The sequence below is a fragment of the Caballeronia sp. 11_S32 genome (assembly GCF_056930355.1).
On record NZ_JBXOWH010000003.1, the window covers coordinates 2495545 to 2510334 of the forward strand.

The 14790-nt window shown below is 64.1% G+C and carries 13 protein-coding genes; 7 read left to right on the top strand and 6 right to left on the bottom strand.

The window, feature by feature from the left end; all coding sequences use genetic code 11:
- Positions 1 to 213 precede the first annotated feature (213 nt).
- The 7 genes from AC1Z32_RS23325 (at position 214) to iolB (ending at position 9696) form a co-directional block, all read left to right on the top strand.
- Complete coding sequence (locus tag AC1Z32_RS23325; RefSeq protein ID WP_483480954.1) at positions 214 to 1266, top strand: sugar ABC transporter substrate-binding protein; 1053 nt, start codon at positions 214 to 216, stop codon at positions 1264 to 1266.
- Positions 1267 to 1427: 161 nt separating this feature from the next.
- On the top strand, positions 1428 to 2594 hold the full coding sequence (locus AC1Z32_RS23330; RefSeq protein WP_483480956.1) for an ABC transporter permease: 1167 nt from the start codon (positions 1428 to 1430) through the stop codon (positions 2592 to 2594).
- A gap of 14 nt (positions 2595 to 2608) precedes the next feature.
- The gene (locus AC1Z32_RS23335) at positions 2609 to 3394 is read left to right on the top strand and encodes an ATP-binding cassette domain-containing protein (protein ID WP_483480958.1); all 786 of its coding nucleotides are present in this window, start codon (positions 2609 to 2611) and stop codon (positions 3392 to 3394) included.
- A gap of 13 nt (positions 3395 to 3407) precedes the next feature.
- Complete coding sequence (locus AC1Z32_RS23340; RefSeq protein ID WP_483480959.1) at positions 3408 to 5408, top strand: bifunctional 5-dehydro-2-deoxygluconokinase/5-dehydro-2-deoxyphosphogluconate aldolase; 2001 nt, start codon at positions 3408 to 3410, stop codon at positions 5406 to 5408.
- Positions 5405 to 7288, top strand: a complete 1884-nt coding sequence (gene iolD, locus AC1Z32_RS23345; protein WP_483480961.1) for a 3D-(3,5/4)-trihydroxycyclohexane-1,2-dione acylhydrolase (decyclizing) — start codon at positions 5405 to 5407, stop codon at positions 7286 to 7288. The genes AC1Z32_RS23340 and iolD overlap by 4 nt, the downstream gene beginning before the upstream one ends.
- A gap of 696 nt (positions 7289 to 7984) precedes the next feature.
- Complete coding sequence (gene iolE / locus AC1Z32_RS23350; protein WP_483480963.1) at positions 7985 to 8887, top strand: myo-inosose-2 dehydratase; 903 nt, start codon at positions 7985 to 7987, stop codon at positions 8885 to 8887.
- Positions 8884 to 9696 (top strand): 5-deoxy-glucuronate isomerase, encoded by an 813-nt coding sequence (gene iolB, locus AC1Z32_RS23355; protein WP_483480965.1) that lies wholly within the window; start codon positions 8884 to 8886, stop codon positions 9694 to 9696. The genes iolE and iolB overlap by 4 nt, the downstream gene beginning before the upstream one ends.
- Here the strand turns inward: iolB and AC1Z32_RS23360 are convergent.
- The 6 genes from AC1Z32_RS23360 to AC1Z32_RS23385 all read right to left on the bottom strand — a co-directional run bounded on the left by AC1Z32_RS23360 (position 9693) and on the right by AC1Z32_RS23385 (position 14750).
- Entirely contained in the window at positions 9693 to 10391 is a 699-nt protein-coding gene (locus tag AC1Z32_RS23360) for an ABC transporter ATP-binding protein (RefSeq protein WP_483480967.1), read from the bottom strand. The two genes, iolB and AC1Z32_RS23360, sit on opposite strands and share 4 nt — an antisense overlap.
- Positions 10391 to 11128: an ABC transporter ATP-binding protein gene (locus AC1Z32_RS23365; protein WP_483480969.1), complete on the bottom strand. Its 738-nt coding sequence runs from the start codon at positions 11126 to 11128 to the stop codon at positions 10391 to 10393. Before AC1Z32_RS23365 ends, AC1Z32_RS23360 begins: the two co-directional genes overlap by 1 nt.
- A complete protein-coding gene (locus tag AC1Z32_RS23370) occupies positions 11125 to 12216 on the bottom strand; it encodes a branched-chain amino acid ABC transporter permease (RefSeq protein ID WP_483480971.1) in 1092 nt (363 codons plus the stop codon). The genes AC1Z32_RS23365 and AC1Z32_RS23370 overlap by 4 nt, the downstream gene beginning before the upstream one ends.
- Positions 12209 to 13090, bottom strand: a complete 882-nt coding sequence (locus tag AC1Z32_RS23375; RefSeq protein WP_483481724.1) for a branched-chain amino acid ABC transporter permease — start codon at positions 13088 to 13090, stop codon at positions 12209 to 12211. Before AC1Z32_RS23375 ends, AC1Z32_RS23370 begins: the two co-directional genes overlap by 8 nt.
- A 70-nt stretch (positions 13091 to 13160) precedes the next feature.
- A complete protein-coding gene (locus AC1Z32_RS23380) occupies positions 13161 to 13598 on the bottom strand; it encodes an acyl-CoA thioesterase (RefSeq protein ID WP_483480973.1) in 438 nt (145 codons plus the stop codon).
- Between the two features lie 3 nt (positions 13599 to 13601).
- Positions 13602 to 14750 (bottom strand): iron-containing alcohol dehydrogenase, encoded by a 1149-nt coding sequence (locus AC1Z32_RS23385; protein ID WP_483480975.1) that lies wholly within the window; start codon positions 14748 to 14750, stop codon positions 13602 to 13604.
- Between the last annotated feature and the right edge of the window lie 40 nt (positions 14751 to 14790).

A 14790-nucleotide genomic window follows, 5' to 3' on the forward strand; every position in this document is an offset into this window, starting at 1 on the left:
GATGCTCGTCTTTTGCGCGCTCCGTGACGAGCGCCGTGGAACCGATTATAGGAAGGCGGCAAGCAAATTGGAATGTATTTTCCATTTATCGCACGCATAAAATTTCTATTGCAGACGCTCGAAAACTGACCTACTCTTGGTCCTGAGCACGACACACCACGTGCCGGCTCGCGAAAACATCACACCAAACAACAACCGAGATAGGTGGAGACAATGACCATTTGCAACGGTCGGGCGGCGCTGCGCGCGCTGGTGGCTGCTGCTGCGTTGTGCAGCGCGGCGATGATGGCGGCGAGCCCCGCGCACGCGGCGCCCGACGCGAAGTTCGTGCTGATCAGCCATGCGCCGGATTCGGACTCGTGGTGGAACACCATCAAGAATGCGATCAAGCAGGCGGATGAAGACTTCAACGTGCAGACCGACTACCGCAATCCGCCGAACGGCGATATCGCGGACATGTCGCGCCTGATCGAGCAGGCCGCCGCGCGCAACTACGACGGCGTCATCACCACCATCGCGGACTTCGACGTATTGAAGAGCTCGATCAACAAGGTCACCGCGAAGAAGATCCCGCTCGTCACGATCAACTCCGGCACTGAAGAGCAAAGCGCGCAACTGGGCGCGATCATGCACGTCGGGCAGCCGGAATACGTCGCGGGCAAGGCGGCCGGAGAAAAGGCGAAGGCCGCGGGCATCAAGTCGTTCCTGTGCGTGAACCATATCGCGACGAATACGGTTTCCTTCGATCGCTGCCGCGGTTTCGCCGATGCGCTCGGCGTCGATTACAAGGCCGCGACGCTGGATTCGGGCCAGGACCCGACGGAGATTCAATCGAAGGTTTCCGCGTTCCTGCGCAATCATCCGGACACGCAGGCGATCCTCACGCTCGGGCCGACGCCCGCTTCCGCGACGCTCAAGGCCGTTGCGCAAATGGGCCTGCAAAACAAGGTCTATTTCGTGACCTTCGACTTCTCCGACGACATCGCGAAGGCGATCAAGGACGGCACGATCAAGTTCGCGATCGATCAGCAGCCGTATCTGCAAGGCTATATCCCGGTGGCCGTGCTCGCGATCGTGAAGAAGGAACATACGACCGATCCCGCGAAGATCCGCCAGATTCTCGAAGCGAATCCGAAGTTCAAGGCGCGCCTCGAAACCTACGGATTGCAGCCGTCGTATGGGCCCAAGAACATTCGTTCCGGTCCGGGTTTCATCACCAAAGAGAATCTCGACAAGGTCGTGAAGTACGCGGGTCAATATCGTTGATCGCGGCATGACCTTCTTCGGGCGGCTTGCAAGCTCTCGATAAACCGCCCGCTTTTCTCAAATCACTTGTGTCTTTACTGCGTCCGTTCGCGGACGCGGTAGGGACGCGCGCATCGCTACTGCATCGACCTTTAGTTCGTTTCAAGTCTCAAGGAGCCATCATGGGCGTAGCCGGCAAGCATTACCCTCCTCACGTGAACCCCCAGCAGGACAACGCTGACGCACCTGACAAGGCAAAGCCCTCGGATGAGCGCGTACGCCAGCAATCGTGGTTCGGCCATTTGCTGAATCGCCCGGAATTCGCGGCGATTTCCGGCACGGTGCTCGTGTTTCTCGTGTTCGGTTTCGGCGCCGGTTCGTCGGGCATGTTCAATCTCGACGGCGTGATGAACTGGTCGCAGGTGGCCGCCTATCTCGGCCTGCTCGCCGTCGGTGCGTGCCTGTTGATGATCGCGGGCGAGTTCGACTTGTCCATCGGCTCGATGATCGGCTTCGCGGGCATGATGGTCGCGCTGCCCTCGGTCTATTTTCACTGGCCGATCTCGCTCTCGATTCTCTTCGCGTTCGTGATGTCGATGCTGCTCGGCGCACTGAACGGCTATCTCGTGATGAAAACGCGCCTGCCTTCATTCATCGTCACGCTCGCGTTCCTGTTCATCCTGCGCGGTCTCACGCTCGCGCTGTCGATCATGTTCGCGGATCGCACGATCATCTCCGGCGTCGGCGATCTCGCGCAGAACGATCCGATCGCCAACACGCTCTTTCATGGCGTCGCGTTCCATGGCGTGTTCACGTGGCTCGCGCACATGGGCATCGGCAAGCTGCTCGACAGCGGCGAGCCGCTCGTGCCGGGCATTCCGAAGGTCATCATCTGGTGGTTCGCGCTCGCGGCGGTCGGCGCGTTCGTGCTCGCCAAGACGCGCTACGGCAACTGGATTCTCGCGGTCGGCGGCGATGCGACCGCCGCGAAGAACGTCGGCGTGCCGGTGAAGCGCGTGAAGATCTCGCTGTTCGTGCTGACCGCGTTCTGCTCATGCCTCTTCGCGGTGCTGCAAGTGTGCGATATCGGCTCGGCGGCGGCCGACCGTGGCCTGCAGAAGGAATTCGAGGCGATCATCGCGGCGGTCATCGGCGGCACCTTGCTGACGGGCGGTTATGGCTCGGTGGTCGGCGCGTGTTTCGGTGCGTTGATCTTCGGTGTCGTGCAGATCGGCATCACTTATACGAACGTCAGCTCGGACTGGTTCCGCGTGTTCCTCGGCGTCATGCTCCTGATCGCCGTGCTCTTCAATCATTACGTGCGCCGCCGCGTATCCCAGGCTCAATGAGAGGAGAAACGATCATGCAAGACGACAACATCCTCGCACTCGAAAACGTCAGCAAGTTTTTCGGCAAGGTGATCGCGCTCAACGGCGTCACCTTGCGCCTCAAGCGCGGCGAAGTGCATTGCCTGCTCGGCGATAACGGCGCGGGCAAGTCCACACTCATCAAGACGCTCGCGGGCGTGCATCAGCCCTCTTCCGGCGACTATCTCGTCGATGGCAAGCCGGTTCATTTCGAATCGCCGAAAGAAGCGCTCGATCTCGGCATCGCGACCGTGTATCAGGATCTCGCGCTCGTGCCTTTGCTTTCCGTCGCGCGCAATTTCTTCATGGGCCGCGAACCGCAGAAAAAGCGCTTCGGCATCAACGTGATGGATCTCGATCTGGCCGCCGTTACCTCGCGCGCCAAGCTCGCGGAAATGGGCATCAACGTGCGCGATCCGCACCAGCCGATCGGCACGATGTCCGGCGGCGAGAAGCAGTGTCTCGCGATCGCCCGCGCGATTCACTTCGGCGCGCGCGTGCTGATCCTCGACGAACCGACCGCCGCGCTCGGCGTGAAGCAGAGCTTCAACGTGCTGAAGCTGATTCACAAGGCGCGCGAGAAAGGCATTTCGGTGATCTTCATCACGCACAACGTGCATCACGCGTATCCGATAGGCGATTCCTTCACGCTGCTCAATCGCGGCCGCTCGATGGGCACGTACACGAAGGACACCATCAGCAAGAACGAAGTGCTCGACATGATGGCGGGCGGCGCCGAAATGCAGCAGATGATGAGCGAACTCGAAGGCGCGACGATCTGAGGACCTACTAGCCATGCCAACACCCACCACCTCTCGTTTTGCATCGGACCGCACGCGCGATATCGTGTGTCTCGGGCGCCTCGCCGTCGATCTGTATGCGCAGCAGGTCGGCGCGCGTCTCGAAGACGTATCGACGTTCGCGAAATATCTCGGCGGCTCGTCGGCAAACATCGCGTTCGGCTGCGCGCGGCTCGGGCTCCGGTCGTCCATGCTCGCGCGCGTCGGCAACGATCACATGGGGCGCTTTCTCACGGAGACGCTCGAGCGCGAAGGCTGCGACGTGAGCCACGTGCGCATCGACCGCGAGCGGCTGACCGCGCTCGTGCTGCTCGGGCTCGAAGACCGCGATACGTTCCCGCTCGTGTTCTATCGCGAGAACTGCGCGGACATGGCCGTCGATGAAAGCGATTTCGACGAAGCGTATATCGCGTCGTCGAAGGCGCTGCTCATTACCGGCACGCACTTCTCGACGGAACAGGTGAACCGCACGAGCCGGCGCGCGCTGGAATACGCGCGGCGCAACAACGTGCGCACGATTCTCGACATCGACTATCGGCCCGTGCTGTGGGGTTTGACCGGCAAGGCCGATGGCGAGACGCGCTTCATCGCGAATGAAGGCGTGACCGCGCACTTGCAGCGCATTCTGCCGTTGATGGATCTCGTGATCGGCACGGAAGAAGAGTTTCGCATCGCGGGCGGCAAGGACCGTCTGATCGATGCGCTCGCGATGGTCCGCAAGGTGACGAGCGCGACGTTCGTCGTGAAGCGCGGGCCGCTCGGCTGCTCGATCATCGAAGGCGCGGTGCCCGCTTCCATCGACGATGCGCCGATACATGGCGGCGTTGAAGTGGACGTGCTCAACGTGCTCGGCGCGGGCGATGCGTTCGCGTCGGGCTTTCTCTCCGGATGGCTGCGCGACGAGCCGCTCGAAGCGTGCGCGCGCTCGGCGAATGCATGCGGCGCGCTCGTCGTGTCGCGGCACGGCTGCGCGCCCGCGATGCCCACGCCTGCCGAGCTCGATTACTTCCTCGCCGCGGCCAAGGAAGATCCCGTGCGCATGCGCCGCCCCGATCGCGATGCGACGCTCGCGCGGCTGCATCGCGTGAGCCCGAGCCGCAGGCAATGGGACGAAGTGCTCGGCTTCGCGTTCGACCATCGCAACCAGTTCTTCGATCTCGCGCAGCAGACCGGCGCGAGCGAGGCACGCATATCCACGCTGAAGAACCTGTTCGTCGAAGCGGTCGCGCAGACGGAGAAGGAGCTCGGCCTCGCAGGACGCATCGGCGTGTTGATCGACGATAGGTACGGTCAGGATGCGTTGAACGCGGCAACGGGGCGCGGCTGGTGGGTCGGACGTCCGGTGGAATTGCCGGGCTCGATGCCGCTCGTTTTCGATCATGGCCGCTCGATCGGCACGACGCTCGTTCAATGGCCGCGCGAACAGGTCGCGAAGTGCCTCGTGCAGTATCACCCCGATCATCCGCATGACGTGCGTCTCGAGCAAGAAGCGCAATTGCGTGCGCTCTACGATGCCGTGCAGGAAAGCGGCAACGAACTGCTGCTCGAAGTGATCGTGCCGAAGAACGGTCCGGCCGTCGAAGAAGACACGGTGTATCGCGCGTTGAAGCGTCTGTACAACCTCGGCATCTACCCCGAATGGTGGAAGCTCGAACCGATGAGCGCAACGCAATGGCAAGCCGTCGACGCGCTGATCGCCGAGCGCGATCCGTATTGCCGCGGCGTCGTGCTGCTCGGCTTGTCGGCGGCTGTGGAACAACTGAGCGATGGCTTCAGGGCTGCGGCATCATCGAAGACATGCAGGGGCTTCACGGTCGGGCGCACCATCTTTCATGAGCCGAGCCATGCGTGGCTCGCCAATGAGATCGACGACCGCGAGCTGATCGCGCGCGTGCGCCGCACGTTCGAGGCGCTGATCGGTGCGTGGCGCGATGCGCGCGCATCGCGCGACACATCCGCCGATTCCATTCACGCGAGACAGGAGCAGGCCGCATGAACCAGCGTGCAACTCAATCCGAAACGGCACTTGGCTCCACGGTTCGCCTGACCGCCGCGCAGGCTGTCGTGCGCTATCTCGCGGCACTTCGCACCGAGCATGGCGAGCCGCTGTTCGGCGGCGTGTTCGCGATCTTCGGTCATGGCAATGTCGCGGGCATTGGCGAGGCGTTGTACCGATATCGCGATGATCTGCCGACGTATCGCGCGCACAACGAGCAGGCAATGGCGCATAGCGCGATCGCCTATGCCAAGGCGCACATGCGCCGCCGCATGATGGCGGTGACGACGTCCATTGGCCCGGGCGCGACGAATCTCGTCACGGCCGCCGCGCTCGCGCATGTGAACCGCTTGCCGGTGTTGTTGCTGCCGGGCGATATCTTCGTGTCGCGCGCGCCGGACCCGGTGCTGCAGCAAGTCGAGGATGGCCACGATGGCGGCGTCTCCGCGAACGATGCGTTGAAGGCCGTGTCGCGTTACTTCGATCGCATCGTGCATCCGGCGCAATTACTGAGTGCATTGCCGCGTGCGATTCGCGTGCTGACCGACGCGGCGGCCTGCGGGCCCGTGACGCTCGCCTTGCCGCAGGACGTGCAGGCGATGGCCTTCGACTACCCTGCTTCATTTTTCGAGCCGCGCGTCGTGGAGTTTCATGCGCCCGCGCCCGTGCCGCGTGAGATCGAGCGCGCCGCCGCGATGCTGCGTGAAGCGCGCGAGCCGCTCATCGTGTCGGGCGGCGGCGTGCTGTATGGGCTCGCGACCGATGCCTTGCGCAAGTTCGCGCACAAGCACGGCATTCCTGTCGCCGAAACGCAGGCGGGCAAAGGCGCGCTCGTGTGGGACGATGCGTTGAACGTCGGCGGCATCGGCGTGACGGGCGGATCGGCCGCGAACGAACTCGCGCATGCGAGCGATTGCGTGCTTGCTGTCGGCACGCGTCTTCAGGACTTTACAACCGGCTCCAACACGCTCTTCGCGCAGGCGCGGCTCGTCGCCATCAATGCCAATCCGTTCGATGCGTTGAAGCGCAACGCCGTCGCCGTGCAAGCGGATGCGGGTCTCGCGCTCGAGGCGCTCTCCGATGCGCTCGGCGACTGGCATGCCTCGCCGCAATGGACGACGCGCGCGCATCGGCTCGCGAACGATTGGCGCGAGACTGTTGCGCACGTGACGAATACGCCTGTCGGCGATGGCCTCTTGCCGCGCGAAGCCGATGTGATCGGCGCGGTGCAGCGTTCGGATGCTCACTCGGCTGAGAACGATATCGTCGTGTGCGCGGCCGGGACGCTGCCTGCCGACTTGCAGAAGCTGTGGCGCACGGGAAAACCCGGCGGGTATCACGTCGAGTATGGCTATTCGTGCATGGGCTATGAAGTCGCGGGCGGCCTCGGCGTGAAGCTCGCGCGGCCCGAGCGCGAGGTGATCGTGATCGTCGGGGACGGCAGCTATCTGATGATGAACAGCGAACTCGCGACGTCGGTGATGCTGGGCGCGAAGGTCATCGTCGTGTTGCTCGACAATCGCGGGTTCGGCTGCATCAATCGCTTGCAGCAGGCTTGTGGGGGGGCGCCGTTCAACAATCTCATCGATGATTGCAGGCAAGGCGCGATGGGTGCGCCCGAGATCGATTTCGCGATGCATGCGCGGTCGCTCGGCGCGTTGGCGGAGCATGTATCGAGCATCGATGAGCTTCAGGCCGCGATGAAGCGCGCGCGGGCTGCTGATAGGAGCTACTTGATCTCTATCGATACCGATTCCGCTCGGCCTACCGAGGAAGGTGGATGGTGGTGGGAAGTCGCCGTGCCGGAGGTTTCGGACCGCGCGGCGGTTGTTGTGGCTCGTGAGGCTTATGAGAAGGCTGTTGGGGCGCGGGGGTTTTGATGAGGCTGCTATGGAATCCTGCTTTCGTATCGGTCTATTAGCGTTGCCCCTATGCGGGGCGGCAGTCACTTTCTTTGCTGCTGCAAAGAAAGTAACCAAAGAAACAGCTATCCCCATCCTAAGCGCTTCACGCCGGCCGCGGCACAGAAGATTGCAAGTGGTCCGACAGTAGCGAGTGTCCTCAAAGGCCTAACCGGGCGTGGACCGCGCACGGTCTGACAAGCTAGAACATTGAGAGCGCTGGTTCAGCACCAAATAGCTCCGGCACAGCGCTACGCGCTGCCGCTGGGTTTGCAAGGGAAACCAGCCTGCGGCGAATGCGGAGAGATAGAAGCGTTAGCAAGAAAGTGCGCGCAGACCCGATTGACCGGTCGGCCGCGAAGCGGGCTGGAGCTATCTCGCGCCTTACCAGTCAGTTGAGTGGTGCGATGTGACAGACCGTGCGCGATCCAAGCCCGGTTAGGCCTACGAGGGCACTCGCTACTGCCGGACCACGTGCCATCTTCTGTGCCGGGGCCGGCTTGAAGCACTTTGGATGGGACAAGCTGTTTCTTTGGTTACTTTCTTTGCAGCAGCAAAGAAAGTGACTGCCGCCCCGCATAGGGGCAGAGCAAATAGACCGACACGAATTCAGGATTTCACGAAAACAAAAACGAGAACGAGAACGACCGAAAAACCATCGAAAAGGACCACGTCATGCATCAAAACGTCCGCATAGGAATCAACCCATTATCGTGGATGAACGATGATCTCCCCTCCCTCGGCGGGGAAACGCCCCTATCCACCGCGCTAACCGAAGGCAAACAAATCGGCTATGAAGGCTTCGAACTCGGCAACAAGTTCCCGCGCGAACCACAGGCGCTAAAGGCCCTCCTCGCCCAATACGATCTCGCGCTAGTTTCCGGCTGGTACTCAGGCCGCCTCGCAGAGCGCAGCGCACAAGAGGAAATCGAGGCTGTCGCCCCGCACCTCGACCTGCTCGCAAAGAACGACGCAACCGTAATGGTCTACGGCGAAGTGGCCAACTCGATCCAGGGCGCGCCGCGCCCGCTCTACCAACGTCCGCGCTTCTTCTCCGATGCCCAGTGGAACGAATACGCCGAACGCCTGAACCGCTTCGCGGAATTCACACTCTCACGCGGCGTGCGCGTGGCCTATCATCATCACATGGGCGCGTATGTCGAAACGCCCGCCGATGTCGATCGGCTGATGGCGCTCACCAACGATGCAGTCGGTCTGCTCTTCGATGCGGGCCACATCACGTTCGCGGGCGGCGATGCATTGACCGTGCTGCAAAAGCACATCGCGCGCGTCTGCCACGTGCATTGCAAGGACGTGCGTCCGGAGATCGTGAAGCTCGCGCGCAATCGCAACTGGAGCTTTCTCGACGCGGTCATCAACGGCGCGTTCACTGTGCCAGGCGATGGCGCCGTCGATTATCCGGGCATCATCGCGTGCCTGGCGAAGCATGATTACGATGGCTGGCTCGTCGTGGAAGCGGAACAGGATCCCGTGATCGCGCCGAGCTACGCCTATGCCGACAAGGGCTATCGCACGCTGCGCGCGCTCGTCGACGCAACATTCAGGGAGGCGGCATGAGCCTGCTAGTGAAAGCATCGCGCGAGGGACAAACCATCGCGCGCGTAACACCGGATTCCGCGGGCTGGAAGCATGTGGGCTTCGCGGCGTATCGCCTGGATGCGGGCGATGTCGTGCATGTGTACGACGCCGATCGCGAAAGCTGCATCGTCGTGCTGACGGGCACGGTCAGCATCGAAGCGGGCGACGAGCACTGGCAATCGATCGGCACGCGCGACAGCGTCTTCGAGGATGCCGCGCCGTACGCGGTCTATGTGCCGCCGAAGCTCGCCGCGATCGTGCGTGCGGAACGCGATGCGGAAATCGGCGTCGCGAGCGCGCCCGCGAAAGGCGAGCTCCCGCCGCGTCTCATCGAACCTTCGCAGATGAAGCGCTCGACACGCGGCAAGAACGCGAATACGCGCTACGTATGCGATATTCTTCCGCAGACGGAAGCGGCGGAGTCCTTGCTCGTGGTCGAAGTGCGCACGCCGGGCGGGCATGCGTCGAGCTATCCACCGCACAAGCACGATCAGGACAACGTGCCTATTGAGAGTTCGCTCGAAGAGACGTACTACCATCGGCTGAATCCGCCGCAAGGCTTTGCGTTCCAGCGCGTCTATACCGATGAGCGCGATCTCGACGAGACCATGGCCGTCGAAGATCACGATGTCGTCATGGTGCCGCGTGGATATCATCCGGTCGTCGTGCCTTATGGCTACGACAATTACTATCTGAACGTGATGGCGGGCGACAAGCGCACGTGGCACTTCAAGAACGACCCGAAGCATGAGTGGATCGTGGAGCGGGACAGCAAGGCTTCGAGCTAGCCCACGGAAAGCCATTCCCGCATGACGTGCCCTTGCTCGGCAAGCGACGCGATTGGCCCATCGAACTGCACCGCGCCATGCCCCATCACCGCGACGCGCGCATCGAGCATGCGCGCGATCGTCAGGCGCTCTTCGATCAGCAGCATCGCGACGCCGCGTTCGCGCAGCGCCGCGAGACACGCGGCCACCTGCGCGAGCACTTGCGGCGCGAGCCCTTCGCCGGGTTCGTCGATGACGACGAGCGACGGATCACCCGCCAGCGTGCGCGCGAGCGCGAGCATCTGCTGTTCGCCGCCCGACAGCGCCCCCGCTTTCACCGACGCGCGTTCTTCGAGCACGGGAAACAATCGGTACGCGTCGTTGCGCGTGAAGCGCGTGCCCTTCCTTTCGCCGAGCACGAGATTTTCCTGCACGGTCAGCGCGGGGAACACGTCGCGCGTTTCGGGCACATAGCCGATGCCGAGCCGCGCGATGCGATGCGGCCGCAAGCCGACCATCTGAACATCGCGATAGCGCATGTCGCCCGCGCATCGCACGAGTCCCATGATGGCCTTCGCGAGCGTCGAGCGCCCCGAGCCGTTGCGGCCGACGAGCGCCACCGCTTCGCCTTCGTCGATGCACAGGTTCACGCCGTGCAGCACTTGCGCCGCGCCGTACCACGCGCGCAAATCCGCGATACGCAATTGCGCGCTCATCACGCGACTCCGCCAAGATAAGCTTCCCGCACGTCGCGATTCGCGCGTATCTCGTCCGGCGTGCCGGTGGCGATCACGCGCCCCTGCACGAGCACCGAAATACGATCCGCGAGACCGAACACCGCATCCATGTCGTGCTCGATCACGAGCAGCGTGCGCCCTTCTGTCGTCGCGCGAATCAGGTCGAGCGCGCGCGTCGCCTCCGCGCGATTCATGCCGGCGGTCGGTTCGTCGAGCAGGATGAGCGGCGCATCGGTGGCGAGCGCGATGCCGAGATCGAGCGCACGCTGCTCCGCGTACGTGAGCCGCGCGGCGAACTCGTCGGCGCGTGCGGCAAGGCCGATTGCATCGAGCATCGCGCGGGCGCGGGCATCGACGCTTCGCGAAGGCAGCCATCGGTCGATAAATCGCGACGATGCCGCCGCGAGCGCCGCGCAACGCATGTTGTCGAGCACGGACAACCCGCCGAACACGCTCGTCGTCTGGAAGCTGCGCGCAAGCGTCCGGGCAACGCGCGGCGGCGGCTTGCCCGTGATGTCGGTTCCATTCGCGACGATACGCCCCGCATCTGGCCGCGCGCGTCCCGAGATCAGATCGAAGAGCGTGGACTTGCCCGCGCCGTTGGGGCCGATGAGCGCGTGCCGTTCGCCCTTTGCGACATGCAGATCGACGCCGCGCAACACGCGCGTCGCGCCGAAGCCTTTGGCGATGCCGCGCAGTTCGAGCGCCGCGTTCATCGCGCGGACCTCGTGCGGCGTGCGAGCCACAGACCGAGCACCGCGCACGGCAATGCGGCAAGCCACGCGCCGCCGTGCATCGTGCGCGCGTAAAGCGTCTCCACGATCAGGACCACCGCAATGCCCCATGCGATCGCGCTCAGCATGCCGAGACACAGGAACCGCAAGTCGCGCCTGAACAGGCCAGCGATGCCCAGAGGCGCGGCGACCACGACCCATACGAAGAAGAGCCCGAGATACATCGGCCATGCGGCGCTCACGCTCGCCACCGCGACGCTGAAAAACGTGAGCAGCACCGCGCCGATGACCGGCCCGAAGAACGTGCCCGCGCCGCCGATGACCGTCGCGACGAGCACGCTGGTCGAGCGCGCGAGGCCGACGCTTTCCGCCGACACCAGCTCGACGTTGAGCAAGGCCAGCACGCCCGCGATGCCCGCGAAGAACGCCGACACGACGAGCATCGTGAAGCGCACGCGCGCGGGCGCGAAGCCGATGGCGGCCGCGCGCGCGGGGTTGTCGCGCACGGCGTTGGCGAGGCGGCACATCGGCGTGCGCGAGAACGCGAACATCGAAGCAGCCGATACCACGCACCAGCACGCGATCAACGCATACGCCTCGCGCAGCGGGCCGAAGCTCCACCCGAAGAGCGATGGTCCGCCCGCGCGATCGATCGTCACGCCGCCCTCGCCGCCGAACCAGCCCGGCACGAGCCACACGCACGCGGCGACGAGCTCGCCGATGCCGAGCGTGATCATCGCGAACGGTGTGCTCGCGCGCTGCGTCGATATCGCGCCGAAGACGACGGCGACGATCATCGCCGCGAATCCGCCGACCAGCGGCAAAAGCGGCAAGGCCACGCCGAAGCGATTGAACACGTGCGCGGCGGCGAACGCGCCGAGCCCCGAGTACACGGCATGCCCGAACGAAAGCAGGCCCGTCTCGCCGAGCAGCAGGTTATACGAGAGCGCGAAGACGATGAGCGTCGCGGTCTGCGCGAGATAGGCGAGCAGCCAGGATTGATCGAAGACGAGCGGCGGCAAAGCCAGCGCAGCGATAAGCGCAACAATGTGCGCGGCGAATCTAGGCATCGCGCGTGCGCTCGCCGAAGAGTCCGCGCGGGCGCGCGGCCAGCATCGCGACGAGCAGCAGATACGGCAGCACGGGCGCGAGCTGCGCGACGGTGAGCGCGCTCCACGCGGGCGGCAGCGTCACGCCGAGCCACGCCGCGATGCTCCCCGCCGATGCGCTCGCACCCACCGCGAAGGTCTGCGCGCAGCCGATCAGAAGCGACGCGACGAGCGCGCCGGATAGCGACCCGAGCCCGCCGATCACGACGACGACGAACACGATTGGCCCCATCGCATCGGCCATCGCGGGTTCGATGACGGCGAGCGGCGCGCCGATCACGCCGCCGAGCGCGGCGAGCGCGGTGCCCACGGCGAAGACCATCGTGAACACGCGCGGCACGTCATGGCCGAGCGTTTCCACGGTATCGGGATGCGTGAGCGCCGCGCGCACGACGAGGCCTGTCTTCGATGTGCGCAGGACGAGCCAGAGCACGCCGAGCATGACGACGGCAATGGCCATCATGAACACGCGATAGCGCGCGAACGCGGCGCCGTACAGTGTGAAGAGCGGCCCGTCGAGCACGGCGGGAATCGCGGCGGGCAACGGCCCCAGGCCCCATACGAGCTTCACGCCCTCGCCTATGAGAATGGCCGCGCCGAAGGTAAGCAGCATTTCCGCGAGCGCGCCCTGCGCATGCACGCGTCTCAAGAGGTATCGTTCGAACAACGCGCCCGCCACGCCGACGACCACCGGCGCGACGATCAACGCGAACCAGAATCCGCCGTACGTGGCGAGCGCGTTCCCGACATACGCGCCGAGCATATAGAAGCTCGCGTGTGCGAAGTTGAGCACGCCGAGCATCGAGAAAATCAGCGTCAGTCCCGCCGACAGCATGAAGAGCAGCAGTCCCACGCTCACGCCGTTGAGCAGACTCACGCTGAACCACTGAAGCAAGACGCCGCCCTCAGCCGGTGATGAGCGGCTTCAGCGCATCGACGAGCGGCGCGGGCAGCGGCACCGGCCTGCGCGTCACGCGATCCACGTACACATGCACGAAATGGCCTTGCGCGGCGGCGACATCGGCGCCTTGCGTGAAGATCGCCACTTCATAACGCACGCTCGTGTTGCCGAGCTTCTCGACGCGCAAGCCCGCTTCGATAGGCTCGGGAAACACGACAGACGAGAAGAAATTGCAGTGCGTCTCGACGACGAGTCCGATGGTCTCGCCCTCGCTGAAATCGAGCACGCCCGCGCGCAGCAGGTACTCGTTCACGACGGTGTCGAAGTAGCTGTAATAGACGACGTTGTTGATATGCCCGTAGACGTCGTTATCGGACCAGCGCGTGCTGATCGCGAGAAAGTGCGGGTAGTCCGCGCGCGTGGTCGGAACCGGCTTGCTCATCGCTTAAAGAGACTCCGTCAGCATGCGTCGATAATCGGCCGCGCTCGCCTCGCGCGGATTCGTCTTGTGGCAGTGATCCGCGAGCGCGCCCGCAACGACCTTGTCGAACATGCTTTCGTCGACGCCCATCTGCGACAGACGTGTCGGCAGGCCGAGGCGCGCGGTCATGTCATGCACGGCCTGCGCGACGTCGGCATTCTCCGCGAGGTTCATCACGCGGCGCATGCGCGCGAAGCGGCGTTCCGCGACGACCGTCGGCGCGCTTTCGTTGAAGCGCAGCACGGCAGGCAGCACGACGGCGTTCAGCGTGCCGTGATGCAGCGACGTGCGCCCGTTCACCGCGAGTCCGCCCAGCGGATGCGACAGCGAATGCACGCAGCCGAGCCCTTTCTGGAATGCCATCGCGCCCTGCATCGACGCGGACATCATGTTGAGGCGCGCGTCGCGGTCCTGGCCGTCGTGCGTCGCGGGCTCGATATTGGCCCACGCGCGTTCGAGTCCGTCGAGCGCGATGCCGTCGGCGGGCGGGTTGAACGCGGGCGCGAGAAACGTTTCGATGCAATGCGCGATCGCGTCCATGCCGGTCGCGGCGGTGAGCACCGGCGGCAGGCCGAGCGTCAGCGAAGGATCGCAGATCGCCGATTTCGGCAGCAAATGCCACGAATGAAAGCCGAGCTTGCGCCCGTCGTTCAGGATGATGATCGCGCCGCGCGCCACCTCGCTGCCCGTGCCGGATGTCGTCGGCACGGCAATCAGCGGCGCTGAACGATCCGTGATTCTGTTGCTGCCGCCTTCGATCGTGGCGAAAGTCGTCAGGGGTTCATCGTGCGTCGCGGCGATCGCCACGCCCTTCGCCAGATCGATCGACGAGCCGCCGCCCACCGCGATCAAACCGTCGCAGCCTTCGCGCTTGTATTGCTCGGCGGCTTGCAGGACCATCGCTTCGGTCGGATTGGACGGCGTGTCGTCGAACACCGGCAGCGCGCCGAGCTTCGCGCTTTCGATCACGCGATTGGCGAGGCCCGCCGCCGCGACGCCTTTATCGGTAATGACGAGCGGACGCTTCATCCCGATGCGCGCGCATTCGCCTTGCAGCATCGCGAGCGCGTCGTAGCCGAGATGGATGTGGGTCAGATAGAAGATGAAGGCCATGGCGCGGGAACCGGTGGAGGATGTGCGGGCATGTTGGAGC